We start from the raw sequence: 26,717 nt of genomic DNA on the forward strand, positions 1-26,717 counted from the left end.
GGGGATCACTCGATCATGAACAGCGGCTGGCCGTATTCCACCGCCTGACCGTTCTCGCAAAGAATCCGGGTGATGGTGCCGGATTTGTCGGCCTCTATTTCATTGAGGATTTTCATGGCCTCAATGATGCAGATGGTCTCGCCTTCCTTGACCTGGCTGCCAACGTCGACATAAGCCTTGGCGCCAGGGCTGGCTGAGCGGTAGAAGGTGCCCACCATGGGGGATTTCACGGCGTGGCCGGCTGGGGCGGCGGCGGTCTCGGTGGCAACAGGCGCGGCCGCAACGGGGGGCGCAGCCTGGGGAACGGGCGCCACGGCTGCTTGCTGCATCACCATCGGCGCGCCGCCGGACTTGACAATGCGGACTTTGCCCTCGGCTTCCGTGATTTCGAGTTCGGACACATTGGACTCCGAGACGAGGTCGATCAGGGTCTTGAGTTTTCTTAAATCCATGGGGGAGCTCCAACGACGGTAGACGGGAAAGCGGTTCAGCGGAGACGATTTGCACCTAAGCTCCGCTTTTTACACCTTTTGGCGCCTAAATATCACTTAAATTTTATTAAATCAGCCACGGGCCTGATCTGGAAAGGGCGAAGTCTACCCTATCCGGCGGCTGTTTTTGAGGAAAAGGCATGCCGCCCTGCGCGCAACCCGTGAGGTAATGACTTGTTCCCAAGCCAAAGAATTTTTTGGCGTTTAAATTTCATTATCGGATTTAATATGAAGTTAATTTTCCGTAACTTCATTTATATCCAATTTTTTCTGCAACGCCAAAGCGCATTGGCGGATGGTGTTCAAGCCAATTGCACCCACTGTGCCAGGTCGTCCGCCGAAACCTTGCCGCTTTTACGGTGCACCAACTGACCCGACGCCCCAAACACCACGGTAAACGGCAGGCCGCCAGTCAGGTTGCCCATGGCCTTGCTCAGCTCGGTGCCGCCAAAACCCGCCATGGCGACCGGAAAACTCAGAGGCATGCGCTGCAGCCAGGCCCGTACCGCGCTGGGTTGGTCTACGGCCAGCCCCAGAACCTGCCAGCTTCTGGATTTGTTGTCCTGGTAGAAGCGGTCAATCAACGGCAACTCTTCGACACAAGGTGGGCACCAGGTGGCCCAAAAATTGACGAGCAGCGGCTTGCCGGCAAAGCTGGCCATGGACAGCACCGAGCCGGCGGGGGTCTCAAAACTCTGCTGCCAGAAGGGGTCGAGCGCAGCGGCAGCGCCGCCATGCGGCTGCAACTGCCGCCAGGCCAAGCCGGCGCCGGCCACGCCTGCAAGTGCTGCTGCACCTGCGTAAACCATCTGTCTGCGTTTCATCAAGGGGACTCCGGCTGGGATAACAACAATTTTTGCACGGCGGCGAGGTCCCCGCGCGGCTTGCGGCCTTTGGCGTCAGGGCGCAGCGCGCCGCGCAGATCGTCGTGGTCGTACACCATCAGGTGCACACCGACACTTTCCTTGAGACCTGCACAGAAACTGCTCAGGCTCAGTGCCTCGACCTTCTCGCCGGTGAAACCGGTCACGGTGCGCGGCTCGTAGTCCACCTGGTGATCAATCAGCGCGATTTCGGCCGATTTCGGGTCATCGCAAAAAAGCTGGATGTAAATGTCCGACAAGCGCGTCGCCGTGCCATGCCACACCGCCCCGCCCAGGTAGGGTCGAAAGCTGGCCATACGCTCCATCCAGATCAGGGCCAGCTCACGCAGGGCCTGCAGCTCGCCGGGCTGGGTGTCGGCGCAAAAAATCGCGATGTATTCACGCACCGCTTCTTCCACCTCGTCGTTGCCGGGCAGCTCGCTGCGTGCAGGCAGGCCCATCTGTTTGACGGCACGGTGTTTGGCCGGGCCGTACTCCAGCCCCTCTTCGACGATCAGGGCGGCGGCGGCGGCGGCGATTTCCAGCTTCAGGGGGGTCGGGTTCACGGTGAAATGTTCTGCGGGAGCGAGGCTGTGACTCTACAGGGATGGAGCCGCTGGCCTGCGATAAAGTTGCAAAGTCCGGGCGGTGGCTGGATCGACTATCAATTTCATAGCTGAATGCGCTTGACGGACAAGGGCTGAGGGCCTGTTTGGCTTATAAATTCGGGGCAGACCCACACGCCGGAGACGGCGTCCGGCAGGCTCCTAGAATACCCGCATGCACATACATATCCTGGGAATCTGCGGCACTTTCATGGGTGGCCTGGCGGCGCTGGCACGCGAGGCTGGCCACACCGTCACTGGCTGCGACACCGGCGTCTACCCGCCCATGAGCGACCAGTTGCGCGCGCTCGGCATTGAGCTGGTGGAGGGTTACGACGCCGGGCAGCTGGCCTTCAATCCCGATGTGTTTGTGGTCGGCAACGTGGTCTCGCGCGCCCGAGATGCCGGCGGACAGCCGAAATTTCCCTTGATGGAGGCCATTCTCGACGCTGGTCTGCCCTATACGAGCGGCCCGCAGTGGCTGTCCGGCCATGTGCTGCACCACCCGACGCACCACGCTACCGGCCCGCGCCACGTGTTGGCCGTGGCCGGCACCCACGGCAAAACCACCACCACCTCCATGCTGGCCTGGATACTTGAACACGCCGGCCTGCAGCCCGGTTTCCTGGTCGGCGGCGTGCCGCTGAACTTCGGCGTGTCGGCCCGGCTGGGCGCGGGCAACAGCTTCGTGATCGAGGCGGACGAATACGACACCGCGTTTTTCGACAAGCGCAGCAAGTTCGTCCATTACCGGCCGCGCACCGCGTTGCTCAACAACCTCGAGTTCGACCACGCCGACATTTTTGACGATCTCGCTGCGATCGAGCGGCAGTTCCACCACTTGGTGCGCACCGTGCCCGCGTCGGGCCGGATTGTGGTCAATGCCGGGGAGGCCAGCTTGGGTCGGGTGCTGGCGCAGGGCTGCTGGAGTGAGCAAGTACTCTTCGGAAAAGATACGCCAAAAGGGTTTTCGGCGCACGGGGAGCCGCACGATTTCGAGGTGTGCAGAGACGGCCAGACAGTGGCCCGTGTCCAATGGGCCATCAGCGGCGTACACAACCAGCTCAATGCGCTGGCGGCCATCGCCGCCGCCGAACATGTGGGTGTGGCGCCGGCCCTGGCCGCCGAGGCGCTGGCCGGATTTCAGAACGTCAAGCGCCGGATGGAAGTGCGCGGCGTGCTACCGCGTAGCGGCGGCGACATTACGGTGTATGACGACTTTGCCCATCACCCGACCGCCATCCACACCACCATTGATGGACTGCGCCGCCAGCTCGATGCGGCCGGCAAACAGGGCGATCGGATTCTGGCGATCTTCGAGCCGCGCAGCAACACCATGAAACTCGGCACCATGACGGCGCAACTGCCCTGGAGTCTGGAGCAAGCGGACCTGGCGTTTTGCCACGCGGACGGGCTCGACTGGGATGCGCGCGCCGCGTTGGCGCCCATGGGCGCACGCGCGCAGGTGGCCGATAAGCTCGACGCGCTGCTGGCTCAGGTGCAGGCGGCGGCCCGCCCTGGCGACCATTTGTTGTGTATGAGCAATGGCGGGTTTGGCGGGATTCACGCCCGGCTACTTGAGGCGCTGCGGCGCGCCTGAAGTGCTATATTTTCGATAGCTGCCTGCGCCTGCTTGGTATGGGCTAGAGGCCGAAACGATTAAAAATCTAGCAGTTGAGGTGCATCGCCGCCAGATCGATGTGCACCACCGGTTTGGCCAGTGCGGCGCTGGCGGCGCGGGCAAAGGCCTGGGCCCAGGCGGGATCGGCAAACCGGGCAGGCCCTGCGGCCTGGGCCACCACCAGTATCTTGTCAGCGGTCAGCAGTTTGCCGGTGGGCCGCAGTGGCGCGCAGTCCATCTGCGCGAACTGATCGTCCAGCCAGACCCGCGCCAGGTCATGCGGCAGCGGCTGCACTTCATTGAGGTCCATCCGCACGGGTGGGCTGTTTTCGAAGAGGACAGTGACTTCGCTGCGCATGGGGCCCCCGCTCTTAAATCGACCACACCAGGGAAAAGCAGCGCCAAGCTTGATCGCCTTGGTGCGCCTTGGCAATCGGCTGAAACCCCAGCGCGTGCGCTTGGTCTTATTTGCGTCCGAGCTGCGCCGGTGCCGTCAAATCGACGCGCAAGCCGGTGTGCGTGCTGGCTGCCGGCTCTTCCGGCAAGGTGCCGGGCGTTGCCACCAGGTCGGACCGTGCCGCGTTGGGCAGAGTGTCGGGGCTTGAAAAACCATGGGTCCCCGCCTTGTCGGCGGTGGTGGTGACGGAGCCGGCGAAATACAGGCTGGCCAAATCCCGTGCCAATTGCGCTGGCGCCAGGCGGGTGCGTTGTTGCAGCACCTCAAACCCGGCGGACTCGACCGACAGTTCGCGCAGCAGCACCAGTTGCGAGTCTCGCAGCCAGCGCAGGGGCACATCGGGCGCACGGCGAAAATAGACTGGCTTGCTGCGGTAACGCGGCGGCAGGACGTCGCGTTTGGTGCGTTGGGTATAAATCCAGCGCAATTGGGAAAGGCTGTTGGGCAGGAAGTGCTCCGGGATGCCGCGCGCCGCCAGCGGCCGCCGGTCCCAGCGGGCCAGCTCGAAGTCGACCGGGTCGACGTTGGGCGCAATACCGATGCGCCACTCGTGAAAATCCATCACCGCCAGCAAGCCCCCCTTGTGGCTGACCTGATAGATGCCGGGCAGGAGCTGGTTTTCCCGCGCAATCAGTTGCCCGCCCAGCACGAACTGGCAACACAGCGCGCGCAAGTGGAGTTCGAGCCGCTGAAGCACCGTTTGCAGGCTGGTGCCGGAGCTCGGATCGAAGGTGTACATCGGATCGAGTTCGCTGGACGCCAACGGCAGCGAGAACGCAATCGGGCGATCAATTTCCGCCAGATTGAGTTGAAGCACACGTTCGGTCGGCCGTCCGGCCAGGATTCTCAGGGTATCGGCATTGAGCAGCCGACTCTTTTCGCCACTGACCAGCCAGGCATCGGCTTCTGAAAACGGTCCGCTTTGCCAGACCGGCCATCCTTTGGGCAAGGTCCCGATCTGCGCCTCGAGGTGTTTGCTCTGCTCCGGCGTAAACCCGGCAAAGCCCAACCAGAGAACAGGCTGCTCAAGAGGCATGGCGGTTTAGTGACGAAGGAAGGAATTTAAAAAGCACCTTAGGATTGTGCAACGAGACGTAACACAACTCTAGCAACTTATGCCTTGCCCAGCTTCCCCCAAATAGGGGAGGCAGGGCAAAGCGCTGGCTTCAAGCGCGGGCGCGTCTGGCCTTGACCGCCTCGGACAAGACATCAAGAACCGACAGCGAATCATCCCAGCCCAGGCAGGCGTCGGTGATGCTCTGGCCGTAGTCAAGTGCTTTCGCGTCATCCTTACCAGGCGAAAACTTCTGCGCGCCCGCCTTCAAATGGCTCTCCACCATGAGGCCAAACACCTGATGCGAGCCGCCCGCGACTTGCGCGGCGATCTCGCGTGCGACATCGCGCTGCTTTTCATGCTGCTTGGAGCTGTTGGCATGGCTGCAATCGACCATCAGCGTGGCCGGCAATTTTGAAGCCGCCAGTTCCGCGCAGGCCGCCGTGACGCTGGCCGCGTCATAGTTGGGCGCCTTGCCGCCGCGCAGGATCACATGGCAGTCCTTGTTGCCGTTGGTCTGCACAATCGCGACCTGGCCGTTTTTGTGCACCGACAAAAAGTGGTGGCCGCGCGCCGCCGCCTGGATGGCGTCAGTGGCAATCCGGATGTTGCCGTCGGTGCCGTTTTGAAACCGATCGGCGCCGACAGGCCAGAGGCGAGTTCGCGGTGCACCTGGCTTTCGGTGGTGCGTGCGCCAATCGCGCCCCAGGCAATCAGGTCGCCAATATATTGCGGCGAGATCACATCGAGGAACTCGCTGCCGGCCGGCAGGCCCAGGCGGTTGATGTCGATCAGCAACTGGCGCGCGATGCGCAGGCCTTCGTCGATGCGGAAGGTTTCGTCGAGGTAGGGGTCGTTGATCAGACCCTTCCAGCCGACGGTGGTGCGTGGCTTTTCAAAATACACACGCATCACAATCTCCAGCGTGCCGGCGTATTTTTTGCGCTGCTCGGCCAGGCGGCGCGCGTACTCCAGCGCGGCAGCCGGATCATGAATGGAGCAGGGGCCGATCACCAGCAGCAGGCGATCGTCCTTGCCGGCCATGATGTTGTGGATGGCCTTGCGGGTTTGCGTGATCAGCGATTCAACGGGCGTGCCGCTGATCGGGAAGAAGCGGATCAAATGCTCGGGAGGTGGCAACACAGTGATGTCCTTGATGCGTTCGTCGTCGGTCTGGCTGGTTTTGTCGACGGGGCTCGCATACCAGGCATCGCTGGCTTGGGTGGCTTTGGCATTCATGGCTGGCTTCCTTCTAGAACTTTGAACAATCAATCAACAGATGCCGCAGGGCAAAAAAAAACCGCCGGGGGTCCGGCGGTTTTCAAGATTCTGTGGCGTATTTTTCTGCTTACGCGAGGATCTCTCTACCGCCGGAGGCGCTTGAGAACCAAAAGTGAGCAAAATAAAATTTCGCGGAGGTCATGGGTTGAATGTAGCACAAGCGCTCAGGCGCTCTCCTTACAGCAGAGTTCGAGGCAGGAATCTCTTTTCAAGCAGGGGCCGCGGGTCCGGCTCCGCCAGCCCGCAGGCGCAGCGCCCCCTCGGGTGGCAGAGAGCGACACGCAGCGCGCGCACGTGGGGGCCCTGTCCAGGGCCCTATTTCCGCAAGCGCCCCCACCAGCTCCTGGCTCGCTCCAGCCTGGATGCGTCCAGCGTGGCCGGAGCGGAGTCGACAGGCATTTGCGCGCGCAGTTGCTCATGCATGTCGATTAGCAGCATGCCCTCGCCCAGTGTGCGCCAGGCAATCAGTTCAAAGTCTTCCAGGCCGATGGCCCGCGCCGTCGCGGCGTCGCCCTGGCTCACCCCGTCGGGCGGTAGCAGCCACTGGCCAATCAACACCCGGAGATTGTTCAGGGCGGCCAGGTAGGACGCGTATTCGTAGAGGCCGCGCCAGGCCGGGCTCAGGTCAATCACCAGCGCGCGGTGTTCACGCAGCGTGGTCATCAGGTCGATCAACTGCGTCGAGGCTTCGGCCAGTCCGGCAGGGGGCTTGAGCCGGGTCAGCACCGCTTCGATGCTGACCGACAGGCCGCCCATGCCGTCGGCCAGTTGCAAGGACTCCTCGTCGGCCATGGCCGAGCGCAGGAAGTGCTTGAGCTCGCCGAAGCTCTGGATGCTGGGGAGCTGGGTCTCGGGATCGATGACCAGCCGGGAGCTCATGGACGCCCCCCAAAGCGGCCTTTGGCCGCCTCCCCCCACTGGGGGGCGATGCTGGCGGCCCGGCAGAGCCGGTTCCGCGGCATCCTGAAATGGTGTCTCTGCAGCACAGCCCGCCTATGCCGTACCACCTACAGTGAGGCCATCAATGCGCAGCGTTGGCTGGCCCACGCCCACAGGCACGCTCTGGCCTTCCTTGCCGCAGGTGCCAACGCCGCTGTCGAGCTGCATGTCGTTGGCGATCATGGTGACGCGGGTCAGCGCATCCGGGCCGTTGCCGACAATCGTCGCGCCCTTGACCGGGTACAGGATCTTGCCGTTTTCAACCCAGAAGGCTTCACTGGCCGAGAACACAAACTTGCCCGAGGTGATGTCGACCTGGCCACCGCCGAAATTGGTCGCGTACAGGCCTTTCTTGATGCTGGCGACAATTTCTTCGGGCGCCTTGTCGCCGCCCAGCATGTAGGTGTTGGTCATGCGCGGCATCGGCACATGGGCATAACTTTCGCGGCGGCCGTTGCCGGTGGGCTTGGCGCCGGACAGGCGTGCATTGAGCGAGTCCTGGATGTAGCCCTTGAGGATGCCGTCCTCGATCAGCACATTGCGCTGGCTGGCATGGCCCTCGTCATCGACGTTGAGCGAGCCGCGGCGGTCGGCAATCGTGCCGTCGTCGAGCACCGTGACACCCTTGGCCGCCACGCGCTCGCCGATGCGCCCGGCAAAGGCGCTCGAACCCTTGCGGTTGAAGTCGCCCTCCAGGCCGTGGCCGATGGCCTCATGCAGCAAAATGCCGGGCCAGCCGGGGCCAAGCACCACGGTCATTTCGCCGGCCGGCGCGGGACGCGCCTCAAGATTGGACAGGGCTGCGGTCACCGCATCGTTGACGTATTCGTTGATCTGCGCTTCGTCGAAATAGGCCAGGCCGAAACGCCCGCCGCCGCCGCCCGAACCCATCTCGCGGCGGCTCACACCACCGACCTTTTTCTCGGCGATCACGGTAACCGACAGGCGCACCAGCGGGCGCACGTCGGCCGCCAGCGTGCCGTCAGCACGCGCCACCATCACTACGTCGTATTCGCTGGCCAGGCCGGCCATGACCTGCACGATGCGTGGGTCTTTGGCTTTGGCGAGTTTCTCCACTTTTTCGAGCAGCTTGACCTTGGCCGTGCTGTTCAGCGTCGCAATCGGGTCCATGTCCTGATACAGCGCGCGGCCAGGCGCGACCTTGCGTGAGGGCACCTTGACACGGCCGGCGCGGGTGGCGGCAGAGATCGTGCGCACGGTGCGCGCGGCGTCAAGCAGTGAGGCTTCGGAGATGTCGTCGGAGTAGGCAAACGCGGTTTTTTCACCGCTGACCGCACGCACACCCACACCCTGGTCGATGCTGAAAGAGCCGGTTTTGACGATGCCTTCTTCCAGGCTCCAGCCCTCGCTGCGTGTGTACTGGAAGTACAGGTCGGCGTCATCCACACCCCAGGACGTGATTTCCCCCAGCGCTCGCGACAGGTGCGCCTCGGTCAGCCCGAACGGCGCCAGCAGCAGTTTTTGCGCAATCTCCAGCCGCTGCGAGGTGGCGTCGGTACTGGGCCGGGCGCCGGAAGCGGAGGCGGGCCGACGGGCGGAAGACGACGAGGATTTGAGTGAGGTCATGCAATCATTGTAGGCAGTCTGTCCCACCTCCGCCCTGCAGGGGGCTTGGTCAGCGACACCCTAACGGCTTGCCAGGTACTTGAAAATGGCCGCGTCGTCGAACTCGGCCAGACCAGCCTGATGCGCCTCGACAAATACCTGACTGGCACGCGCGCCCAGTGGTCCCTCGAAGCCGGCGGCTCTCGCGGCTTCCAGCGCAAGCCGCGTGTCTTTTTCAAGCAGCGTCACATGCGCGCGCGGTGCGTAATCACCCGCAATGGCGCGGCGCAGTCGGTCAGAACCTATCCAGCTCTGGCCGCTCGATTGCTCAATCACATCCAGCGTGCGTCCGGCGTCCAGCCCCAACCGCTCAGCCAGCGCCAGCACCTCTGCGGCACCGACCAGGTTGATGCCTGCCAGCAAGTTGTTGACCAGCTTGGTGCGGGCGCCATCACCGGGCCGGTCGCTGATCCGGAACACCTTGGCGGACAGGGCCTCCAACAGTGCGGCCTGCGCCCCGTACACCGCCGGCGCACAGGCCACCATCAAACTCATGGAGCCGTCGCGTGCACGCGCCGGACCGCCCGACATCGGCGCGTCGACAGTGAACACCCCGATGGCAGCCAGCCGGTTGGCAAAAGTCTCGACCTCCTGTGGCGCAATGGTGGGGCACAGCAGCACGGTGTGACCTGCCCGCAACATGCGGGCCAGTCCGTGGTCGCCGAACAGCACCTCTGCCGTCTGCGCGGCGTCCACCACACAGACAATAAATGCTACGGAATCGATAGCTGCTTGCGCAGGCGTGGAAAGGGCCAGAGCCCCTTTTTCTTCAAGGGCGGCGACTTTGGAGGGATCGAGGTCGCAGACCTGCACGGTCCAGCCTTGCGCCAGCAGGTTGGCGGCCATGGCGCCGCCCATGTTGCCAGCGCCGATGATGGTGACCTGATTTATGCGGGCACCCACTCTGGACGCCTTCCCTGCTTTATCAGTACGCTGCCGTTCAGATTCGGCGTCACCGCAGTCCTTCGCCTTGTCGATCCCCGCTGCGCGGGGCTTCGGCGCAGCGCCCGTGCCAGCGCAGCTGCACAGCGAAGCCGAAGCACTGCAGCGCCTCCACTGCGCCCGTTCCGGGGCGCTACGTTCCGGCGCTGCCTCGCCAGGAGGCTCATGACGACGCCTCAGATACTTTCAAGGCGCGCGCACTAAAAGGTGTCGGCGTCCCCGCAGTCCTTCGCCTTGTCGATCCCCGCTGCGCGGGGCCCCTCGCCAGGAGGCTCATGACTGCACCAGCCGTTTGGCTTTGGAAATCGACATCAATATGCCCACCGCCAGCCCGAGCGTGACCATGGCCGTGCCGCCGTAGCTGATGAAGGGCAGGGGCACGCCGACCACGGGCAGGATGCCGCTGACCATGCCCATGTTGACGAAGGCATAGGTGAAAAAAATCATGGTCACAGCCCCGGCAAGCAGTCGCGAAAACAGCGTGGACGCCTCCAGCGCAATGACCAGCCCGCGAAAGATCAGGAAGATGAAGGCGGCGATCAAGGCCAGGTTTCCAAGCAACCCAAATTCCTCGGAGTAGGCCGCAAAAATGAAGTCGGTGGTGCGTTCGGGGATGAACTCAAGATGGGTCTGCGTTCCCTGCATGAAACCCTTGCCCATCAGCCCGCCGGAGCCGATGGCAATCATGCCCTGGATGATGTGAAAGCCCTTGCCCAGAGGATCGCGCGTCGGATCCAGCAGGGTGCAAATGCGTTGCTGCTGGTAATCATGCAATACCGGCCAGCGCATGCCTTTGACGCACAATTCCGGCTCAAACCAGACCAGCAACAAGATGCCGACCAGGCCCAGCAGCACGGGCGGCAAGATCAGTTTCCAGCTCAGTCCGGCAAAAAAGATCACCGCCAGGCCGGCGGCCAGCACCAGCAGCGAGGTGCCCAGATCGGGCTGCTTCATGATCAGGCCAACCGGGACCAGCAGCAACAAGCCCGCCACGATGAAGTCGAGCGGGCGCAGCTGGCCTTCGCGTTTCTGGAACCACCAGGCCAACATCAGTGGCATGGCGATTTTCAGGATTTCGCTGGGCTGGATCACGGTGATGCCGACATTGAGCCAGCGTGTGGCGCCCTTTTTGGTGATGCCAAAAATCGCGACCGCCACCAGCAAGGCCACGCCCGCGATATACAGGGGCACGGCAAATGCCATCAGGCGCTGCGGCGGAACCTGCGCCACGACAAACATGATGGCGCCGGCAATCAGCATGTTGCGGCCATGGTCGAGAAAGCGGCTGCCATGGTCGAATCCGGACGAATACATGATCAGCAGACCGGCGCCGGCGAGCAGAAAAACTGCAAACGCCAGCAGCCCGTCAAAGCCCTGGAACATCGGGGCTGCGCGCTGGAAAACAGAGGGTTTGTCGAAAACGGCGGACATGTTGGAGATTATCGGCCAGGCCGGTGTTGTGAAGTTGCCCGGTCCGGCTTGTGGGCAGGCCACGCCGAAGGTTTAATCGTTGTCAGCGTTTTCTGACTCAGGTTTGCGCGGCGGTTTGGGCCGCGGCGGGGTGCTGGTATGAATCAGCATCGTGGCCTTTTCCATCTCACCGGCCAGCAAGGCTGGCACCGCTTTGAGCGAACGGGCAATGCTGTCCTCAATGGCCACGCGGTGTTCCGGCGAAGGCTTCTTGAGCACCCAGTTGATCACCTCGGCCTTTACCCCCGGATGGCCGACACCGATGCGCAGGCGCCAGTAGTCGCCGGTGCCCAGTTGCGCATGAATGTCACGCAGGCCGTTGTGGCCGGCGTGGCTGCCGCCGAACTTGAGTTTGGCCTGGCCGGGCACGATGTCGAGTTCGTCATGCGCCACCAGGATTTCTTCCGGGGCAATCTTGAAAAATCGGGCGAGGGCGGCCACCGATTTGCCGGACACGTTCATGAAGGTCAGCGGCTCCAGCAGCCAGACGGTTTGCCCGGCGAGGGTGGTGCGGGCCACACGGCCATGGTAGTTTTTGTCCAGCGCGGGTGACACCTTCAACTCGTGCGCGAGTGCCTCCGTCCACCAGAAACCAGCGTTGTGGCGGGTGGCTTCGTATTCCGGGCCGGGGTTGCCCAGGCCCACAAAAAGTTTGATCATCGGAGAATTTCCATACATCCAATTCTAGGGCGCATGGCGGCGTTGCCCGGTGCCCGGAATCCTCATGCACTGGCGTGCACGCCGGTGTCCTGCGCGCCCTCGTAGGAGCCCAGAGGGCGATACGACACGCGCCTCGCCCTGCATCCCCAACATTGAATTTGTGGAAATTTCCGTTCGGGGTAAAACCAGTCAAAAAAAGGCCCCTGCCTCTTTGAGGTCAGGGGCCGCAGGCCTTGTCAGGCCGCCGTGTGCCTTGACTTACTTCTTGGCGGCGGGCTTGGCAGCGTCGGCCTTGGCGCCGGCTTTGGCTTCCTTGGCGGCAGCGGCCTTGGCAGCTTTCGGATCGACCGGTGCGGCGGCGGCAGCGGCTGCAGCAGCGTCGGCTTCGGCTTCTTCCGAGACGGAAGATACAGACACCAGCACCGGATTCTCCTGACCCTTGGCCACAAACTTCACACCTTTTGGCAGTGTGATGTCCTTCAGGTGCAACGGTGCGCCTTTTTTCAGGCCACTCAGATCGACGGCGATGAATTCAGGCAGGTCTTTGGGCAGGCAGGAAATGCTCAGCTCGGTCATCACATGGTTGACCAGGCAATTTTCCGTCTTGACCGCAGGAGACTCTTCCTCACCGCTGTAGTGCAGCGGCACTTTCATGGTCAGGCGGGTTTTCGCGTCAACGCGCTGGAAGTCGATGTGCAGGATCAGTTGTTTGAACGGATGCATCTGCAGATCACGCAGCAGGACTTTTTCAGTCTTGCTGCCCAGTTCCATTTCCAGGACGGACGCGTGGAAAGCCTCTTTCTTGATGGCGTGGAACAGCGCGTTGTGATCGATTTCGATCAGCGACGGCTCACCGGTGCCACCGTAAACAATACCGGGCGTGCGACCGGTGATGCGGAGACGGCGGCTCGCACCCGTGCCCTGCTTGGCGCGCTCAAAAGCGACGAATTTCATAATCAACTCCAATAAAGAACGGACCGCGACCAGTCTCGTTCTGATTTAAAAGGCTGCCAGCCCGATGAAGTCCTTGAACCTCGCGGGCACAGCAGCCGCTTTTTGTTTCAGATCAGAACAGGTTGTCCTGGTCCGAAAACAAACTCATGACCGACTCTCCCCTGGCGATGCGCTGAATGGTTTCAGCTATCAGCGGGGCCACAGAGAGTTGGCGAATTTTCTTGCAGTCCTGCGCGCTCTGGCTCAGCGGAATGGTGTTTGTGATCACCACCTCGTCGAGCGCGTCGCCCTGCGCAATGCGTTCAATCGCCGGACCCGAGAAAATCGGGTGCGTGCAGTACGCGTAAACCTTTTTGGCGCCGCGCTCCTTGAGCACCTCTGCCGCCTTGACCAGTGTGCCGGCGGTGTCGATCATGTCGTCCATGATCACGCAATTGCGCCCGTCGATGTCGCCGATCACATGCATCACTTCCGATACATTGGCCTTGGGCCGGCGCTTGTCGATGATGGCCATGTCGCAGCCGAGCTGCTTGGCCAGCGCGCGTGCACGCACCACGCCGCCGACGTCGGGCGAGACCACCATCAGGTCGTTGTAGTTTTTCTGGCGCAGGTCGCCCAGCAGCACCGGCGAGGCGTAGATGTTGTCGACCGGAATGTCGAAAAAACCCTGGATCTGGTCGGCATGCAGGTCCATGGTCAGCACGCGCGAGACACCAACGGCCTGCAGCATGTTGGCCACCACCTTGGCCGTGATGGGCACGCGGGCCGAACGCGGGCGGCGGTCCTGGCGGGCGTAGCCGAAGTAGGGAATGACTGCTGAAATGCGTTCAGCGGAAGCGCGCTTGAGCGCGTCCACCATGATCAGCAATTCCATCAGGTTTTCGTTGGTTGGTGCGCAGGTGGACTGCACCACAAACACATCGCGGGCACGCACGTTTTGCTGAATTTCGACCGTCACCTCGCCGTCCGAAAAACGTCCGACATGGGCCGCGCCCAGCGAGATGCCCAGATGCTGGGCAATTTCAGAGGCCATGCCGGGATTGGCATTGCCGGTGAAAAGCATGAAGTCGGGGTGGTGCGTTTGCATGTGGGGCCCAGCGGATGTCTAGGTAGGAAATCGTGGCTGAAATCAAGTCGGCAGTAAAAGCATCTGAACACGGACGCTCTGTGCCCATTTTCCATGTCACGGCGGATTATCCGCAGGGTCCGGCTTGCGATCCATCCGGGAAAGGGCGGGACCGAAGCCGTCAGACCGGAGACATTCAACAGTCAGCGAGCACGGACCCTTTTTCGTCGGGTCTAAAAACACGGGCCCCACACGGGACCCGACAACACGAGCCCTTTCAGGGCTCCGAGAATTTTGGCAGGGGTGGAAGGAGTCGAACCTGCGAATGCCGGAATCAAAATCCGGTGCCTTAACCAACTTGGCGACACCCCTACACAGGTCAATTGCAGAATCTGCAATCAACCTTTAACCGTTGTTCATGGAGACGCATTCCATGGCCGTTATGTTACCAACCGGCCAGAGGATGTGCCTCCAGGTTGCTGCACTTTCGGACCTGCCAGCCGCTGGGAGCGGCCGCCAATTCCAACTCGTGCGGCAAATGCGCAAAAACCGCACTTCCCGAGCCAGTCATGCGGCCCTGTAAACCTTGCATGGCGAGCCAGTCAAGTGACTGGCCGACCTGGGGACACAGGGTCTGTGCGACTGGCTGCAAGTCGTTGTGGCCGAATCCGTAAACGCGGCCATCACAGTTTGCAGCAAAGCCTTGGATTGTAGCAGTTTCTGTATCGCGTTTGAGCTGCGGCGCCTTGAAAATCGCGTCGGTCGGCAGCCCCGCGGGTGGTTTTACGACCACAAACCGCGCGGCGGGCAAGGCCAGCGGCGTGATTTGTTCGCCAATGCCTTCGACCCAGGCATGGCCGCCGCTCAGGAAAAACGGCACGTCTGCACCGAGGCTCAACGCGATCTCCCGCAGCTTGCCGGGCGGCAGTGTCACGCCCCACAGGCGCTGCAGGGCCAGCAGGCAACTGGCGGCGTCCGATGAGCCCCCGCCCATACCGGCCTGCGAAGGAATCCGCTTGTCCAGCCAGATGTCCGCACCGAGTGCGGTTCCGCTGACGCTTTGCAGTGCACGCGCCGCGCGCACCACCAGATCCTCGGCCGGCAGGGCCGCACCCGGCGAGCCCAGGTCGCTGCGTGTGATACGTCCGTCGCTGCGCAGCTCGAAATGCAGGGTGTCGAACCAGTCGATCAGCATGAACACCGACTGCAGCAGGTGGTAGCCGTCGGCGCGGCGCCCGTTGATGTGCAAAAACAGGTTGAGCTTGGCCGGCGCCGCGACCTCGTAGATCGCCTTCAGGGCGGCGCTCATTGCGCCAGCACGATGCGCAGGTCGGTGCGCGGCTGGGGTGCAGTCCGGCTGGCCGAAATCCGGCCTTCGGCCTGCTGCGACAGGTCGGCGCTCCAGCCGGCCAGCGCGGTGTTTTTGCCGGCCAGCCAGTCAAACAGCGCGGGCAGCGGCACCGCCGCGCCGGTGGCTTTTTCAATCAAGGCATCGACCGAGTCAAAACGCTGGATCTGTCCACCGGAATCGAGAATGGCTTCCCCCGGCGACCAGCGCAGCGCGGCCAGGCTGGTGCCGAGCGGGCTGCTTAACACCAGCTCACCTTGCGTTGGGCTGCCACGCAGCTCAAAACCGGCAAAAAAGGCCTGCACAGGGTCGCTCTGCACCTGCAGGCTGATACGCCCTGACCAGGTCGGAATTCTGGCATCATTTTGGCCTTCAGCCCATGGCTGATGGGCGCAGCCAGCTATTAAAAAAGTAGCAAAAAGCAGGCAGGAAACAAAGGCCTGGCGCAGGCACGGCAACGTAGGCAAATCAGCAACTCCGGTTGGGCAAGTTCTTACAGCTTGACGCGAAGGCGTTTCAGCGTTTCAAGCAGGGTTTCGTTCTCCGGGTTAAGCAGCATGCCTTCTTTCCAGACGGCGATGGCCTTGTCGCGCTGGCCCAGGCTCCACATCACTTCGCCGTAGTGCGCAGCGATTTCCGCATCGGGCTTGGCCTTGTAGGCGACTTCAAAAATCCTGGCGGCTTCGGCCTTGTTGCCCAGGCGGAATTCGACCCAGCCCAGGCTGTCCTGGATGAAAGGGTCAGCCGGCGCAAATTCCAGGGCTTTCTGAATCAGCTGTTTGGCCTCGGGCAGGCGCACATTGCGCTCGGCCAGCGAGTAGCCCAGCGCGTTGTAGGCGTGGTGGTAGTCGGGCTTGAGCTGGACCAGTTGGCGCAGCAGTCGCTCCATCTCGGCCAGAGAGCCGAGCTTTTCGGCCATCATGGCCTGGTCGTACAGCAGCTCGGGCTCGGTCGGGAACTGCGTGACCGCTTTGCTCAGCAGCTCGTAAGCGCTTTTGTATTCTTTCTGGTCGCGCAGCAGGGAGATTTCTGCCATCAGTTTGATGCGGGCGTCCTCGGGCTTGCGCTCGGGCAATTGCCGTATCAACTGGCGGGCTTCGGTCAGCTTGCCCTGCTTGGCCAACAGCGAAGCGCGCCGGCTCTGCGCCTGCACCAGTTCCTGAGAATTGGAAATTTTCGCCAGCCAGTTTTCAGCGCCGGCGAAATCCTTGCGTTTTTCGGCCAGTTGGGCGAGCGACAGGTAAGCCTGGGACAGGCCGCGCGTGGCCTGCTCGTTTTGCTCGCCCTGCTGGACCAATTCGACGTAGCGCAGCAGCGAGGTTTGCGATGCCTGGAGCTGGTTGTCCTGCAACTGCAGGGAGCCCAGCACCAGCCAGCCTTCCGGATAGTCGGGTTTTTCACGGGTGACCACCTGCAACTGCGCGCTGGCCTCGGCATACCGCTGGACATCCAGCAGGTTGCGCGCGTAGGCCATGCGGATTTCCGGCAAGGCTTTGGCATTGCCATCGAGGTATTTTTTGACGAGGGTTTCGGCGCGCGGGAGTTTGGGCTCCATCAATTCCAGGGCCAGCAGGGCAGGACCGTCGGCGCTCGCTTCCGCCGTCTGCGCGCGTTCGCCGGCATCCAGCGCGCCAGCCAGCTCACCGGCAGCCAGCCGCATGCGACCGACAGCGGTCCAGGCTGCGGCACTGGTGGCCGGGGCAGCCAAAGGCTCAGCCAGCGCTTGCTCAAGCACGCCTGCAGCCAGTTTTTTATCCGCCGACCTCGCATACAGCCGCGGTAAGGTGGCGATGACCTGTGACTGCTCGATCAGTGGTGTCAGCTTCAGTTCGGCCCGCAGGGGTTCCACAGTTTCAGTGATGCGGTTCAGCGCGATCAGAATTTGCAGGACGTACCGGTTGGCCTCGCGCGAAGCCGGCAGCGCCTGGCGCCAGGCCTGCGCCGCTTGCAGCGCGGCATCGCCGGAGCGCGATTGCAGGGCAATGTCGGCAGCGCGCTGGAACAACTGGGCGTCTTTGGTTTTGCGAGCAGCGTCGAGGATCAGGGCAAAACCTGCCGCCGGTTCGCCGGCGCGGGTGTTGATTTCGCCGATCAGCAACTGGTAGAACAATTCCCCGTCCAGGCTGGACGGTGCAGGCGGTGCCTGCGCCGCGGCGGGGGCATCCGGTCGGGCCGCTTGCGGCAGTGCCGGCGGCGCAGTCTGGGCGGGTTGGGCCAAGGCTGGCGGCAGCGCCAGGCAAAGCACAGAAAGCGCGCTCAAGGCGCAGATCAGATGTTTCATCGAACCATGATAATTCAAGCTCCGCGCCCCTGCCGGGCATGTCAATGATTGCTGTAAGCCCATGCCTGAACTGCCCGAAGTCGAAGTCACCCGCCTGAGTTTTGCCGATCGCATCGCCGGCGCCCGCATCCTCGGCCTGCAGATGGGCAAGCCGCTGCGTTGGCCGCTGGGCTGCGACCCGGCGCAACTGGTGGGCCACCGCGTGCTGCAGGTGCGCCGGCGTGGAAAATACCTGCTGCTCGACACCAGCGGCGGCCTGCTGTTGATTCACCTGGGCATGTCCGGCAGCTTGGGTTTTGCTGCGGATCTGCCCCCGTCGGGCAAACATGATCACTTCGAAATGCGTACCAGTGCCGGCAGCCTGCGGCTGCACGACCCGCGCCGGTTCGGTGCTGTGGTGTATGCCTCTTCCGAGGACGATGCGAGCGCGCGCAAACTGCTCGGACGGCTCGGCGTGGAGCCGCTGGGCGAGGGCTTTGATGCGCTGGCCTTTCATGCCGCCTTGCAGTTGCGGCAAACCGCGATCAAGCAGGTGCTGCTGGGCGGCGAAATTGTCGTCGGGGTGGGCAACATCTATGCCTCGGAAGCCCTGTTCATGGCCGGTATCCGGCCCACGGTGCGGGCCGCGCGGCTCAGCAAGCCGCGCGCCGCCCGGCTGCATGCGGCGATCCGCGAAGTGTTGACGCAGGCCGTGGCCAAAGGCGGCAGCACGCTGCGGGATTTTTCAAATGCACAGGGCGACAGCGGTTATTTTCAGCTTGAAGCCAGGGTGTACGACCGGGCCGGTCTGCCCTGCAAGGTCTGCGCGGCGCCTATACGCAGCATGCGGCAGGGCCAGCGTTCCACTTTTTACTGTGTCAACTGTCAAAAACCCTGAAAATCACACAGAGTCGCGGATGGCCGATTTAGGTGAGCGATGCTATATTGATTGACCTATGTCCACTGCCCATCATGTCTTTTAACGAACAATTTGATCAGCACGGCGCGTGGCGGCGCGAATTTGCGCTGCGGCTCAAATTGCTGTCTGAATGGCTGAAAGACCATGACCTGATCAACGCCGCCGTGGAGGAGCGCCTGCTGCGGCTGGAAACGCAGGTCCGCTCCGACAAGGTCATGGTGGCTTTTGTCGCCGAGTTTTCGCGCGGCAAGTCCGAGCTGATCAATGCCATCTTTTTTGCCGGCTACGGCAGGCGCATCATGCCGGCCAGTGCCGGCCGCACCACCATGTGCCCGACCGAGCTGGGCTACGACGCCGAAGTCCCACCCTGCCTGCGCTTGCTGCCCATTGAAACCCGGCTCAAGCCCCAGGCGCTGATGGAGTGGCGCGCGGTTCCCGAAAAATGGACGCGCGTGGATCTCGATGTGAATGACCCTGTGCAGCTTGCGCAGGCACTGGAAAAAGTTGCCGAGGTTCGCCATGTGAGCCGTGACGAGGCCCGCGCGCTGGGTTTCTGGCATGACGACGCGCCCGAGGATAATCCGCGGATTGATGCGCAGGGCATGGTCGAGGTGCCCAAGTGGCGCCATGCCCTGATCAACATTGCCCATCCGCTGCTCAAACAGGGGCTGGTCATTCTCGACACGCCGGGCCTCAATGCGATAGGCGCCGAGCCTGAACTGACCGTCAGCCTGATTCCGCAGGCGCATGCGGTGGTATTCATTCTCGCGGCCGACACCGGTGTCACCAAGTCTGACCTGGCAATCTGGCGCGAACACCTGGTCACCGACGGCGACGACAACGACGCCCGGCTGGTGGTGCTCAATAAAATCGACACCCTGTGGGATGCACTGAGCACACCCGCGCAGATTCAGGCGCAGATTGATCGTCAGCGGGCCACCTCGGCCGACATCCTCGGCTTGCCGGTGGCTCAGGTGATTCCGGTCTCCGCACAAAAAGGGCTGGTCGCCAAAGTCACCGCCAACGACAAGCTGCTGCAGGCGAGCTGCCTGCCCGGGCTGGAGCGGGCGCTGGCGCAGGGTGTGATGGGGCAGCGGCAGAAAATCCTGCGCTCCGCTGTCACCGGTGGCATCACTGAGCTGCGCGCCGAGGCTGGGCGTGTCATCCATATTCGCCGGCGCGACCTGGCCGAGCAGATGATGGAACTGCGTGGCCTGCGCGGGAAAAATACATCGGTCATCAAACACATGCGCTCGCGCATCGAGCAAGAGCAGGTCGAGTTCAATACCAGCGGCGCCAAGATCCAGGCGGTGCGCTCGATTCACCTGAAGCTGCTGCGGGAAGTGTTTACGCTGCTGGGCACGCCCACGCTGAAATCCGAGTTGGCGCAATTGACCGAAGTTCTCAAGCAGCCCGGCATCAAGCTGGGTGTCAAAAAGGCTTATGGGCAGACCTTTGCGCGGCTTCACGAGAGTTTGAAAAATGCCCAGCGCACGAGTGCCGAGATCCAGAACATGCTGGCGGGTTCGTTCAAGCAGCTCAATGCCGAGTTCGGTTTTTCCTTGCAGGCCCCGAAAGAGCCCGAGATGTCCCGCTTCCTGGTCGATCTGGAGCAAATTGAACGCAGCCATTTGCAGTACCTTGGCGTTGCCAACATCCTCAAGCTGGCCCAGCCCGAGTTTTCTGAACGCCTGGTGCGTGCGCTGGCAACACGCTTGCGGGTGGTTTATGAAACCGCTCTGGGCGAGGTTGAGCTATGGAACAAGTCGGCAGCCTCGCAGCTGGATGCCCAGTTGAAGGAGCGACGTAAAAATTTCGGTCGCCGCATCGAGGCGATAGAGCGCATCCAGCAGGCGGCCACCGGTCTTGATGAGCGCATCGACGAAATTGAGCGTCACGAGCGCGAGATCAACGAGCTGGACGGAAAGCTTGATGAATTGACGGCGCAACTGACCACCGCGCCGGTCAGCAGGCAGGACCCTGTTCCGGACACTGAAGCAGCGCCCTTGATCCAAGCGGCCTGAATGAACGCGCGATGGCGCTGACCCGTTCGCGCGTCCCTGGCGCGTCCCGGCTATCTATCAAAAAAATCCAGTTTGCCGAGATGCCTGATCTGGCCGACGTGGCGGCTGCGCTGGCGCCAGCTTTTTCGAGCAAGCTCGTGCACTGGCAGGAAAGTCATGGCCGCCACAGCCTGCCCTGGCAGAACACCCGCGACCCCTACCGTGTCTGGCTGTCCGAGATCATGCTGCAGCAGACCCAGGTGGCGACGGTGCTGGAGTACTACGCGCGCTTTTTGAAACGGTTCCCCACGGTGGCCGATCTGGCCGCAGCCCGGTCGGACGAGGTGCTGGGCCTGTGGAGCGGTCTCGGTTATTACAGCCGGGCCCGTAACCTGCATCGCTGCGCGCAGGACGTGGTAGAGCTGCATGGCGGGCAGTTTCCACAGACGGCGGAGCTGCTGCAAACCTTGCCGGGTATTGGGCCTTCGACGGCTGCTGCAGTTGCTTCCTTTTGTTTTTCTGAACGGGTGGCCATCCTCGACGGCAACGTCAAACGGGTGCTGACGCGATTGACCGCTTTCTCCGGCGACCTGGCTTCAAGCGCCCAGGAGCGCATCCTGCTGGGCCTGGCCACCGAACTGCTGCCGCGCCGCCGGCTGCGGGAGGACATGCCACGCTACACCCAGGGCATCATGGATTTGGGTGCGACGATTTGTACCAGCCGCCAGCCGTCCTGCCTGTTGTGCCCGGTGCAGGACCTGTGCCGGGGGCTGGCCAGTGGCGCGCCCGAGCGCTTTCCGGTCAAAACCCGCAAGCTCAAACGTAGTGTCCTGCCCCTGAGCCTGCTCTGGGCCGAACGCGCCGACGGGGCTGTCTGGCTGGAGCGCCGGGCCGCCACTGGCATCTGGGGCGGTTTGTACTGTTTTCCGGTGTTTAGCGACGAGGACGCGTTGCTTGCCGCCTTGCCGGCAAGGCTGCAGGGCCATCTGCAGGCGGTTCCGCCGTTTGTGCATGTGTTGACACACAAGGATTTGCGCTTGTCGCCAATGCGGTTGGTGCTGTCGGCGCGCCAGGCCATGGCGTTGCAGCTTGCGGGGGAGGGTGCCTGGTTCGGGCGCGCGGACTGGACCGTGCTGGGCCTGCCGGCACCGATTCGCAAGCTGCTGGCCTGATGCCTGTCCGTTTATGAAGAAAATTGGCCACCAGCCCATACGCACCGGGCGTGAATAGCTATAAAATCAGGAGCGTCCAGCTTTGTTTTGCGTCGGGCTGGCTAGCGGTAACGCCGCCGCATCAAGTTCCCGGTGACGCTTGAGAGTGACCCAGTTCGCACTGAAAGCCTTTGCCAGCCGCTCGACCAGGTAGACCGAGCGGTGCTGGCCGCCGGTACAGCCAATGGCCACGGTCACATAACTGCGGTGGTCACGCACCAGCGCCTGCAGCCAGTGGCCGATAAACTGCTCGATGTGTTTACACATGTCGTCCACCTCGGCATGGGCCTGCAGGTAGGCCACAACCTCGCTGTCCTTGCCGGTCAGGTGGCGCAAGCCGGCTTCGTAGTGCGGATTGGGCAGCATGCGCACGTCGAACACATAGTCGGCATCGACCGGCACGCCGCGCTTGAAGGCAAAGGACTGGAACACCAGGGTCAACTGCGCCGCCGGTGAGGAGATCAGCGCCTTCACGTAACCCTGCAACTGCGATGAACGGATCATGCTGGTGTCGATCACATGGGCATGTTCGCGCAGCTCGCCCAGCAGCTCGCGCTCCTCGTTGATGGCGTCGACCAGCGCCCGCTGCTGGTCCGATGCATCGCGGCGCGTCAGCGGGTGCATACGCCGCGTTTCTGAAAAACGCCGCACGAGTGTGTCGGTGCTGGCGTCAAGAAACACCGATTGCACCGCCACACCTTGCTCGCGCATCTGCCGGAGCTGCTGCGGCACCAGCGGCAGCGAGACCGCGCTGCGCACGTCCATCGCAATGGCCACCCTGCTCGCACCATGCTGCTTTTCAAGCGCCACAAAAGACAGCAGCAACTCGGGCGGCAGGTTGTCCACGCAGTAATAACCGGCGTCTTCCAGCGCGTGTAACGCGACCGACTTGCCCGAGCCCGACATGCCGGTGATCAGCACCATGTCGAGCATCTTGGAGGGTTGGTCGGGGGCAGTCATTGGCCCAGCATTTCCTTGGCGTGGGCCAGCGTGGTGCCCGAGAGTTTTTCACCGCCCAGCATGCGCGCGACTTCGGCAACGCGCTGTTCGCCATGCACCGCTTCGACGGTGCTGGCGGTCTGGCCCTTGTCCGTGCGTTTGGCCACCATCAAATGTTGGTCGGCGCAGGCCGCAACCTGCGGCAGGTGGGTGACGGCCATGACCTGCCGATCTTTGCCGAGTTGCTTCATCAGGCGGCCCACGGTTTCCGCGACCGCGCCACCGACGCCGGAATCAACCTCGTCAAAAATCAGGGTTTGCGCCTGGCCGAGCTGGCTGGTGGTCACGGCAATTGCCAGCGCGATGCGTGAGAGTTCGCCGCCCGAGGCGACCTTGCCGACAGGACGCGGTGTGCTGCCACTGTGGCCGGCGACGAGAAATTCGGCCTGCTCCAGCCCGTATTGCGCCGGCTGTTCCAGTTTGACAAGCGCCACCTCGAACTTGCCGCCCTGCATGCCCAGACCCTGCATGGCCTGGGTGATGGCCTTGGCCAGCAGCGGTGCGGCTTTGGTGCGCGCTTTCGAGACGCCCCGTGCTTCGTCCATATAGGTGGCCTTGGCTGCTTGTTCGGCCTTTTCCAGGCCGGCCAGGTCGGCTGCCGCGTCGAGTTTTTGCATCTCCGTGCGCCAGGACGCCAGCAGCTCCGGCAGTTCGGCCGGCGTGCGTTTGTAGCGCCGTGCCAGACTGACCCACAGCGCCAGGCGTTCATCGAGCTCGGCCAGGCGTTGCGGCTCCAGCTCGGCATGGCGGGCGTAACCGTTGAGGGAATGCACGGCATCCTCGACCTGCGCCAGTGCACTGCCCAAAACCTCGGTCAGCCCTTTGAATTCAGGCTCGATGTGCTCCTGGTTCTGTAGCGCGATGAGCGCGCGCCCGAGCAGGGCGGCGGCATTGTCGTCAGCTTCCTGCAGCGCATCGACCGCGGTCTGCACCGCGTCGCGCAAGGACTGCACATTCGATAGCCGACTGTGCTGGGTGTTGAGCTCGTCCCACTCATCGAAGCCGGGCGCCAGTTTGTCGAGCTCGCCGATCTGCCAGGCCAGACGCTCGCGCTCGCGCTGCAGGCTGTCCTGCGCGTCGCGCGCATCGAGCAGCGCCTTGTGCGCGCTGCGCCAGCCCTGCCAGGCCAGCACCAGTGCCTGGGTCGACAGACCGGCATAAGCATCGAGCAGGCCGCGCACCGCATCGGGCCGGGTCAGGCTTTGCCAGGCGTGCTGGCCGTGAATGTCGACCAGCAGGTCGGCGATCTCGCGCAACTGCGTGGCCGTGGCCGGGCTGCCGTTGATCCAGGCGCGGCTTTTGCCCTGGGCGTCCACGGTGCGGCGCAGCAGCAAATCGTCGTCACTGGCAAAACCGGCTTCGTCCAGCCAGCCGGCCAGAGAGGCTGGCGCATCAAAGGTGGCGCTGATCTCGCAGCGCTGCGCGCCTTCACGCACCACGCCCGCATCAGCGCGCGAACCCAGCGCCAGTTGCAGCGCGTCTATCAATATCGATTTGCCGGCACCGGTCTCACCGGTCAGCACGGTGAAGCCGCCGTCCAGATCCAGTGTCAGTTCGCGCACGATGACAAAGTCGCGCAGGGCAATGTTTTTAAGGCTCATGCCACACCTTCATTCCAGTGAAGTTTTTTGCGCAGGGTGTCGAAGTAGCTCCAGCCCTTGGGATGCAGAAAACACATCTGGAACTCTGAACGCCTCACGGTGATACGGTCACCGTGCAGCAGGCTGGCCAGGGACTGCATGTCGAAGTTGGCGCTGGCGTCCCGCCCGGCGACGATTTCTACCGTGATCTCGCCCGCGTCGGACAGCACGATGGGACGGTTCGACAGCGTGTGGGGTGCAATCGGCACCAGCACCCAGCCGGCAATCGACGGGTGGATCAGCGGGCCGCCGGCCGACAGTGCATAAGCCGTAGAGCCGGTCGGCGATGCGATGATGAGGCCGTCGGCGCGCTGGTTGGCCACGAAGCGGCCATCGACCTCGACCCGCAGTTCGACCATGCCGGCGGTGGCGCCGCGGTTGACCACCACGTCGTTCATGGCGGTCGCATTGAACACGCAGCGGCCGTCTCGCACCACCTTGGCCTGCATCATCCAGCGCCGGTCCTCCTCAAACTCGCCACGCAGCATGGGTTCGAGCGCGGTCTGGAAATCCTCGAAGGCAATGTCGGTAATGAAACCCAGGCGCCCCTGGTTGATGCCGACCAGGGGCACGCCGAACTGCGCCAGTTGCCGGCCGATGCCGAGCATGGTGCCGTCGCCGCCGACCACTAGCGCCAGGTCACAATGCGCGCCTACGCCAGCGACGTCGAGCACCGGGTACTGTGTCAGGCCGGTGTTGCTGGCGGTATCGCGCTCCAGGGTTACCTCGCAGCCCTGTGTGTGCAGGAAGTTGGCAATTTCCTCCAGCGCCGAGCGTGAACCCTGGGCGTGGTACTTCCCGATCAGGGCGACGTGACGGAATTGCGACTTCATCGTCAAATTACATCACAACATGCATGACAAGCTTCGTAGAATGCCTTCATGCTTGACGAACGTGCCCGACACCTGCTCAAAGCGCTGGTAGAGCGTTATATTGCCGACGGCCAGCCGGTCGGTTCGCGCACGCTGTCCAAGGCGTCCGGCATGGACCTGTCGCCGGCCACCATACGCAATGTCATGAGCGACCTGGAGGAACTGGGCCTGATCGTCAGCCCGCACACCTCGGCCGGTCGCATTCCCACTGCCCGCGGCTACCGGCTGTTTGTCGACACCATGCTGACCATGCAGCGCGACCAGTTCTCGGCCGCTGGTGCGCTGGCGCCGCCCCGGCTGGCGCCGGACCAGCCGCAAAAGGTGTTCAGCAACGCCGCCAACATCCTGTCCAGCCTGTCGCAGTTTGTCGGCGTGGTGATGGCGCCGCGCCGCACCTCGGTGTTCCGCCACATCGAGTTTTTGCGCCTGTCCGAAAAGCGTTTCCTGGTCATTATCGTTTCGCCCGACGGCGATGTGCAGAACCGCGTGATCTTCACCGAGACCGACTACACCCAGACGCAGCTGATCGAAGCATCGAACTTCCTCAACTCGCACTATGCCGGCATGGCCATTGAGGAAGTGCGTGAGCGCCTGCAGCGCGAGGTGGAAGTCCTGCGCGGCGAAATCGCCAGCCTGATGCAGGCGGCGGTGCAGGTCAGCTCCGAAGCCATCGAGTCGCGCGACGAAGTCGTGATTTCTGGCGAACGCAACCTGCTGACCGTCAGTGACTTCTCCGGCGACATGGGCAACCTGCGCAAGCTGTTCGACCTGTTTGAGCAAAAGGCCCAGTTGATGCGTTTGCTTGATGTCTCCAGCCGCGCCGAGGGTGTGCGCATCTACATCGGCGGAGAAAGCCAGGTGGTGCCCTACCAGGAGCTGTCGGTGGTGACCGCGCCCTACGAGGTGGACGGCCAGGTCGTCGGAACCCTGGGCGTGATCGGCCCCATGCGCATGCCCTACGAAAAAATGATCCAGATCGTCGACATCACCGCCAAGATGGTCAGCAGCGCGCTCAGCCACAGCAAGTAGAGCCGCCTTCCAGCCTTACAATCTGCGCTGGCGACGTGGGGCGTTAGCTCAGTTGGTTAGAGCAGAGGACTCATAATCCTTTGGTCCACAGTTCAAGTCTGTGACGCCCTACCACCCACTTTGCGTCCAAATATCCGCCTCAGCGGCCGGTTCGGGCCCCCTGGGGCGTTGTTGTTCCTGGATGGCTGGAAAGTAGAAATTTCAGGGGAAAAAGCGCAAAAAATGGCGTTTTGGACAAAGAAGTCTTCGTGAATCAACCCCTCGCCCACGCCGAACTCATCGCCACCTACAAGCGGGCGGAGGCCGATGCTGCGCACAAGTCCGGACTGATCAAAGGGGTTGCCACCAAAGGCCCCAAGGCGATCCAGGCGGCCGTCGACACGGCAGCAAAGGCAGCAAAACGCAGG

The 26,717-nt window shown here is 62.8% G+C and carries 23 protein-coding genes, 2 tRNA genes and 1 pseudogene; 6 read left to right on the plus strand and 20 right to left on the minus strand.

All coding sequences use genetic code 11. From position 1 onward, the window contains the following. Positions 1-5: 5 nt before the first annotated feature. From accB to ACH2CW_RS11705, 3 genes are all read right to left on the minus strand, one after another. A complete protein-coding gene (gene accB, locus ACH2CW_RS11695; RefSeq protein ID WP_395058281.1) occupies positions 6-452 on the minus strand; it encodes an acetyl-CoA carboxylase biotin carboxyl carrier protein in 447 nt (148 codons plus the stop codon). 341 nt (positions 453-793) lie between these two features. Then, on the minus strand, positions 794-1,315 hold the full coding sequence (locus ACH2CW_RS11700; protein WP_395058283.1) for a TlpA family protein disulfide reductase: 522 nt from the start codon (positions 1,313-1,315) through the stop codon (positions 794-796). Continuing rightward, on the minus strand, positions 1,315-1,920 hold the full coding sequence (locus ACH2CW_RS11705) for a hypothetical protein (RefSeq protein WP_395058285.1): 606 nt from the start codon (positions 1,918-1,920) through the stop codon (positions 1,315-1,317). Before ACH2CW_RS11705 ends, ACH2CW_RS11700 begins: the two co-directional genes overlap by 1 nt. A 214-nt stretch (positions 1,921-2,134) precedes the next feature. Here ACH2CW_RS11705 and mpl point away from each other — a divergent pair, with 214 nt between their 5' ends. After that, a complete protein-coding gene (mpl, locus tag ACH2CW_RS11710) occupies positions 2,135-3,559 on the plus strand; it encodes a UDP-N-acetylmuramate:L-alanyl-gamma-D-glutamyl-meso-diaminopimelate ligase (protein ID WP_395058287.1) in 1,425 nt (474 codons plus the stop codon). A 67-nt stretch (positions 3,560-3,626) separates the two neighbouring features. Here mpl and ACH2CW_RS11715 read toward each other — a convergent pair whose 3' ends face one another. From ACH2CW_RS11715 to ACH2CW_RS11780, 14 genes and pseudogenes are all read right to left on the minus strand, one after another. Further along, positions 3,627-3,938 (minus strand): hypothetical protein, encoded by a 312-nt coding sequence (locus ACH2CW_RS11715; RefSeq protein WP_395058289.1) that lies wholly within the window; start codon positions 3,936-3,938, stop codon positions 3,627-3,629. Positions 3,939-4,044: 106 nt separating this feature from the next. Continuing rightward, the gene (locus ACH2CW_RS11720) at positions 4,045-5,073 is read right to left on the minus strand and encodes a hypothetical protein (RefSeq protein WP_395058291.1); all 1,029 of its coding nucleotides are present in this window, start codon (positions 5,071-5,073) and stop codon (positions 4,045-4,047) included. 130 nt (positions 5,074-5,203) lie between these two features. After that, positions 5,204-6,330: pseudogene (locus ACH2CW_RS11725) on the minus strand (3-deoxy-7-phosphoheptulonate synthase). A 357-nt stretch (positions 6,331-6,687) separates the two neighbouring features. After that, positions 6,688-7,251 carry a hypothetical protein gene (locus ACH2CW_RS11730; RefSeq protein WP_395058293.1) on the minus strand — a complete coding sequence of 188 codons (564 nt, stop codon included), beginning with the start codon at positions 7,249-7,251 and terminating at the stop codon, positions 6,688-6,690. A gap of 114 nt (positions 7,252-7,365) precedes the next feature. Then, complete coding sequence (gene tldD / locus ACH2CW_RS11735; RefSeq protein WP_395058295.1) at positions 7,366-8,898, minus strand: metalloprotease TldD; 1,533 nt, start codon at positions 8,896-8,898, stop codon at positions 7,366-7,368. A gap of 60 nt (positions 8,899-8,958) precedes the next feature. Next, the gene (locus tag ACH2CW_RS11740) at positions 8,959-9,840 is read right to left on the minus strand and encodes an NAD(P)-dependent oxidoreductase (protein ID WP_395058297.1); all 882 of its coding nucleotides are present in this window, start codon (positions 9,838-9,840) and stop codon (positions 8,959-8,961) included. A gap of 312 nt (positions 9,841-10,152) precedes the next feature. Then, positions 10,153-11,310: a rod shape-determining protein RodA gene (gene rodA / locus ACH2CW_RS11745; protein ID WP_395058299.1), complete on the minus strand. Its 1,158-nt coding sequence runs from the start codon at positions 11,308-11,310 to the stop codon at positions 10,153-10,155. Between the two features lie 72 nt (positions 11,311-11,382). Beyond that, a complete protein-coding gene (gene pth, locus ACH2CW_RS11750) occupies positions 11,383-12,009 on the minus strand; it encodes an aminoacyl-tRNA hydrolase (protein ID WP_395058301.1) in 627 nt (208 codons plus the stop codon). Between the two features lie 258 nt (positions 12,010-12,267). Then, positions 12,268-12,963 carry a 50S ribosomal protein L25/general stress protein Ctc gene (locus ACH2CW_RS11755; protein WP_395058303.1) on the minus strand — a complete coding sequence of 232 codons (696 nt, stop codon included), beginning with the start codon at positions 12,961-12,963 and terminating at the stop codon, positions 12,268-12,270. A 112-nt stretch (positions 12,964-13,075) separates the two neighbouring features. After that, positions 13,076-14,050: a ribose-phosphate pyrophosphokinase gene (locus tag ACH2CW_RS11760; protein WP_305562115.1), complete on the minus strand. Its 975-nt coding sequence runs from the start codon at positions 14,048-14,050 to the stop codon at positions 13,076-13,078. A 274-nt stretch (positions 14,051-14,324) separates the two neighbouring features. Continuing rightward, positions 14,325-14,401: transfer RNA gene (locus tag ACH2CW_RS11765), tRNA-Gln, on the minus strand. 73 nt (positions 14,402-14,474) lie between these two features. After that, positions 14,475-15,326: a 4-(cytidine 5'-diphospho)-2-C-methyl-D-erythritol kinase gene (gene ispE / locus ACH2CW_RS11770; RefSeq protein ID WP_395058321.1), complete on the minus strand. Its 852-nt coding sequence runs from the start codon at positions 15,324-15,326 to the stop codon at positions 14,475-14,477. Positions 15,327-15,334: 8 nt separating this feature from the next. Continuing rightward, positions 15,335-15,844, minus strand: coding sequence for a lipoprotein insertase outer membrane protein LolB (locus ACH2CW_RS11775; RefSeq protein ID WP_395058305.1), 510 nt, complete (start codon positions 15,842-15,844; stop codon positions 15,335-15,337). Positions 15,845-15,870: 26 nt separating this feature from the next. Continuing rightward, on the minus strand, positions 15,871-17,658 hold the full coding sequence (locus ACH2CW_RS11780) for a tetratricopeptide repeat protein (RefSeq protein WP_395058307.1): 1,788 nt from the start codon (positions 17,656-17,658) through the stop codon (positions 15,871-15,873). Positions 17,659-17,719: 61 nt separating this feature from the next. Here ACH2CW_RS11780 and mutM point away from each other — a divergent pair, with 61 nt between their 5' ends. The 3 genes from mutM (at position 17,720) to mutY (ending at position 21,731) form a co-directional block, all read left to right on the plus strand. Further along, positions 17,720-18,535 carry a bifunctional DNA-formamidopyrimidine glycosylase/DNA-(apurinic or apyrimidinic site) lyase gene (gene mutM, locus ACH2CW_RS11785; RefSeq protein ID WP_395058309.1) on the plus strand — a complete coding sequence of 272 codons (816 nt, stop codon included), beginning with the start codon at positions 17,720-17,722 and terminating at the stop codon, positions 18,533-18,535. Positions 18,536-18,609: 74 nt separating this feature from the next. Then, positions 18,610-20,580 carry a dynamin family protein gene (locus ACH2CW_RS11790; RefSeq protein WP_395058311.1) on the plus strand — a complete coding sequence of 657 codons (1,971 nt, stop codon included), beginning with the start codon at positions 18,610-18,612 and terminating at the stop codon, positions 20,578-20,580. A gap of 80 nt (positions 20,581-20,660) precedes the next feature. Then, positions 20,661-21,731: an A/G-specific adenine glycosylase gene (gene mutY, locus ACH2CW_RS11795; protein ID WP_395058323.1), complete on the plus strand. Its 1,071-nt coding sequence runs from the start codon at positions 20,661-20,663 to the stop codon at positions 21,729-21,731. A gap of 66 nt (positions 21,732-21,797) precedes the next feature. Here mutY and rapZ read toward each other — a convergent pair whose 3' ends face one another. Genes rapZ through ACH2CW_RS11810 form a run of 3 tightly spaced genes read right to left on the minus strand, consistent with a single transcriptional unit; the run spans position 21,798 to position 25,242 of the window. Next, positions 21,798-22,730, minus strand: a complete 933-nt coding sequence (rapZ, locus tag ACH2CW_RS11800; protein ID WP_395058313.1) for an RNase adapter RapZ — start codon at positions 22,728-22,730, stop codon at positions 21,798-21,800. Next, a complete protein-coding gene (gene recN / locus ACH2CW_RS11805; protein WP_395058315.1) occupies positions 22,727-24,370 on the minus strand; it encodes a DNA repair protein RecN in 1,644 nt (547 codons plus the stop codon). The genes rapZ and recN overlap by 4 nt, the downstream gene beginning before the upstream one ends. Further along, entirely contained in the window at positions 24,367-25,242 is an 876-nt protein-coding gene (locus ACH2CW_RS11810) for an NAD kinase (RefSeq protein WP_395058317.1), read from the minus strand. Before ACH2CW_RS11810 ends, recN begins: the two co-directional genes overlap by 4 nt. A 48-nt stretch (positions 25,243-25,290) precedes the next feature. Between ACH2CW_RS11810 and hrcA the strand changes: the two genes are divergently transcribed. Further along, a complete protein-coding gene (hrcA, locus tag ACH2CW_RS11815; RefSeq protein WP_395058319.1) occupies positions 25,291-26,310 on the plus strand; it encodes a heat-inducible transcriptional repressor HrcA in 1,020 nt (339 codons plus the stop codon). Between the two features lie 37 nt (positions 26,311-26,347). Beyond that, a tRNA-Ile gene (locus ACH2CW_RS11820) sits at positions 26,348-26,424 on the plus strand. The last annotated feature ends 293 nt before the right edge of the window (positions 26,425-26,717 follow it).

The organism is Polaromonas sp., from assembly GCF_043778355.1.
In the GTDB taxonomy this organism is placed as follows: domain Bacteria; phylum Pseudomonadota; class Gammaproteobacteria; order Burkholderiales; family Burkholderiaceae_C; genus Polaromonas.

What these genes read in the sequence shown, in the direction of transcription:
- accB (WP_395058281.1), bottom strand. Translation starts at nt 452, where the DNA reads ATGGATTTAAGAAAACTCAAGACCCTGATCGACCTCGTCTCGGAGTCC.
- ACH2CW_RS11700 (WP_395058283.1), bottom strand. Translation starts at nt 1,315, where the DNA reads ATGAAACGCAGACAGATGGTTTACGCAGGTGCAGCAGCACTTGCAGGC.
- mpl (WP_395058287.1), top strand. Translation starts at nt 2,135, where the DNA reads ATGCACATACATATCCTGGGAATCTGCGGCACTTTCATGGGTGGCCTG.
- ACH2CW_RS11715 (WP_395058289.1), bottom strand. Translation starts at nt 3,938, where the DNA reads ATGCGCAGCGAAGTCACTGTCCTCTTCGAAAACAGCCCACCCGTGCGG.
- ACH2CW_RS11720 (WP_395058291.1), bottom strand. Translation starts at nt 5,073, where the DNA reads ATGCCTCTTGAGCAGCCTGTTCTCTGGTTGGGCTTTGCCGGGTTTACG.
- ACH2CW_RS11730 (WP_395058293.1), bottom strand. Translation starts at nt 7,251, where the DNA reads ATGAGCTCCCGGCTGGTCATCGATCCCGAGACCCAGCTCCCCAGCATC.
- tldD (WP_395058295.1), bottom strand. Translation starts at nt 8,898, where the DNA reads ATGACCTCACTCAAATCCTCGTCGTCTTCCGCCCGTCGGCCCGCCTCC.
- rodA (WP_395058299.1), bottom strand. Translation starts at nt 11,310, where the DNA reads ATGTCCGCCGTTTTCGACAAACCCTCTGTTTTCCAGCGCGCAGCCCCG.
- pth (WP_395058301.1), bottom strand. Translation starts at nt 12,009, where the DNA reads ATGATCAAACTTTTTGTGGGCCTGGGCAACCCCGGCCCGGAATACGAA.
- ACH2CW_RS11755 (WP_395058303.1), bottom strand. Translation starts at nt 12,963, where the DNA reads ATGAAATTCGTCGCTTTTGAGCGCGCCAAGCAGGGCACGGGTGCGAGC.
- ACH2CW_RS11760 (WP_305562115.1), bottom strand. Translation starts at nt 14,050, where the DNA reads ATGCAAACGCACCACCCCGACTTCATGCTTTTCACCGGCAATGCCAAT.
- ACH2CW_RS11780 (WP_395058307.1), bottom strand. Translation starts at nt 17,658, where the DNA reads ATGAAACATCTGATCTGCGCCTTGAGCGCGCTTTCTGTGCTTTGCCTG.
- mutM (WP_395058309.1), top strand. Translation starts at nt 17,720, where the DNA reads ATGCCTGAACTGCCCGAAGTCGAAGTCACCCGCCTGAGTTTTGCCGAT.
- ACH2CW_RS11790 (WP_395058311.1), top strand. Translation starts at nt 18,610, where the DNA reads ATGTCTTTTAACGAACAATTTGATCAGCACGGCGCGTGGCGGCGCGAA.
- mutY (WP_395058323.1), top strand. Translation starts at nt 20,661, where the DNA reads ATGCCTGATCTGGCCGACGTGGCGGCTGCGCTGGCGCCAGCTTTTTCG.
- rapZ (WP_395058313.1), bottom strand. Translation starts at nt 22,730, where the DNA reads ATGACTGCCCCCGACCAACCCTCCAAGATGCTCGACATGGTGCTGATC.
- recN (WP_395058315.1), bottom strand. Translation starts at nt 24,370, where the DNA reads ATGAGCCTTAAAAACATTGCCCTGCGCGACTTTGTCATCGTGCGCGAA.
- ACH2CW_RS11810 (WP_395058317.1), bottom strand. Translation starts at nt 25,242, where the DNA reads ATGAAGTCGCAATTCCGTCACGTCGCCCTGATCGGGAAGTACCACGCC.
- hrcA (WP_395058319.1), top strand. Translation starts at nt 25,291, where the DNA reads ATGCTTGACGAACGTGCCCGACACCTGCTCAAAGCGCTGGTAGAGCGT.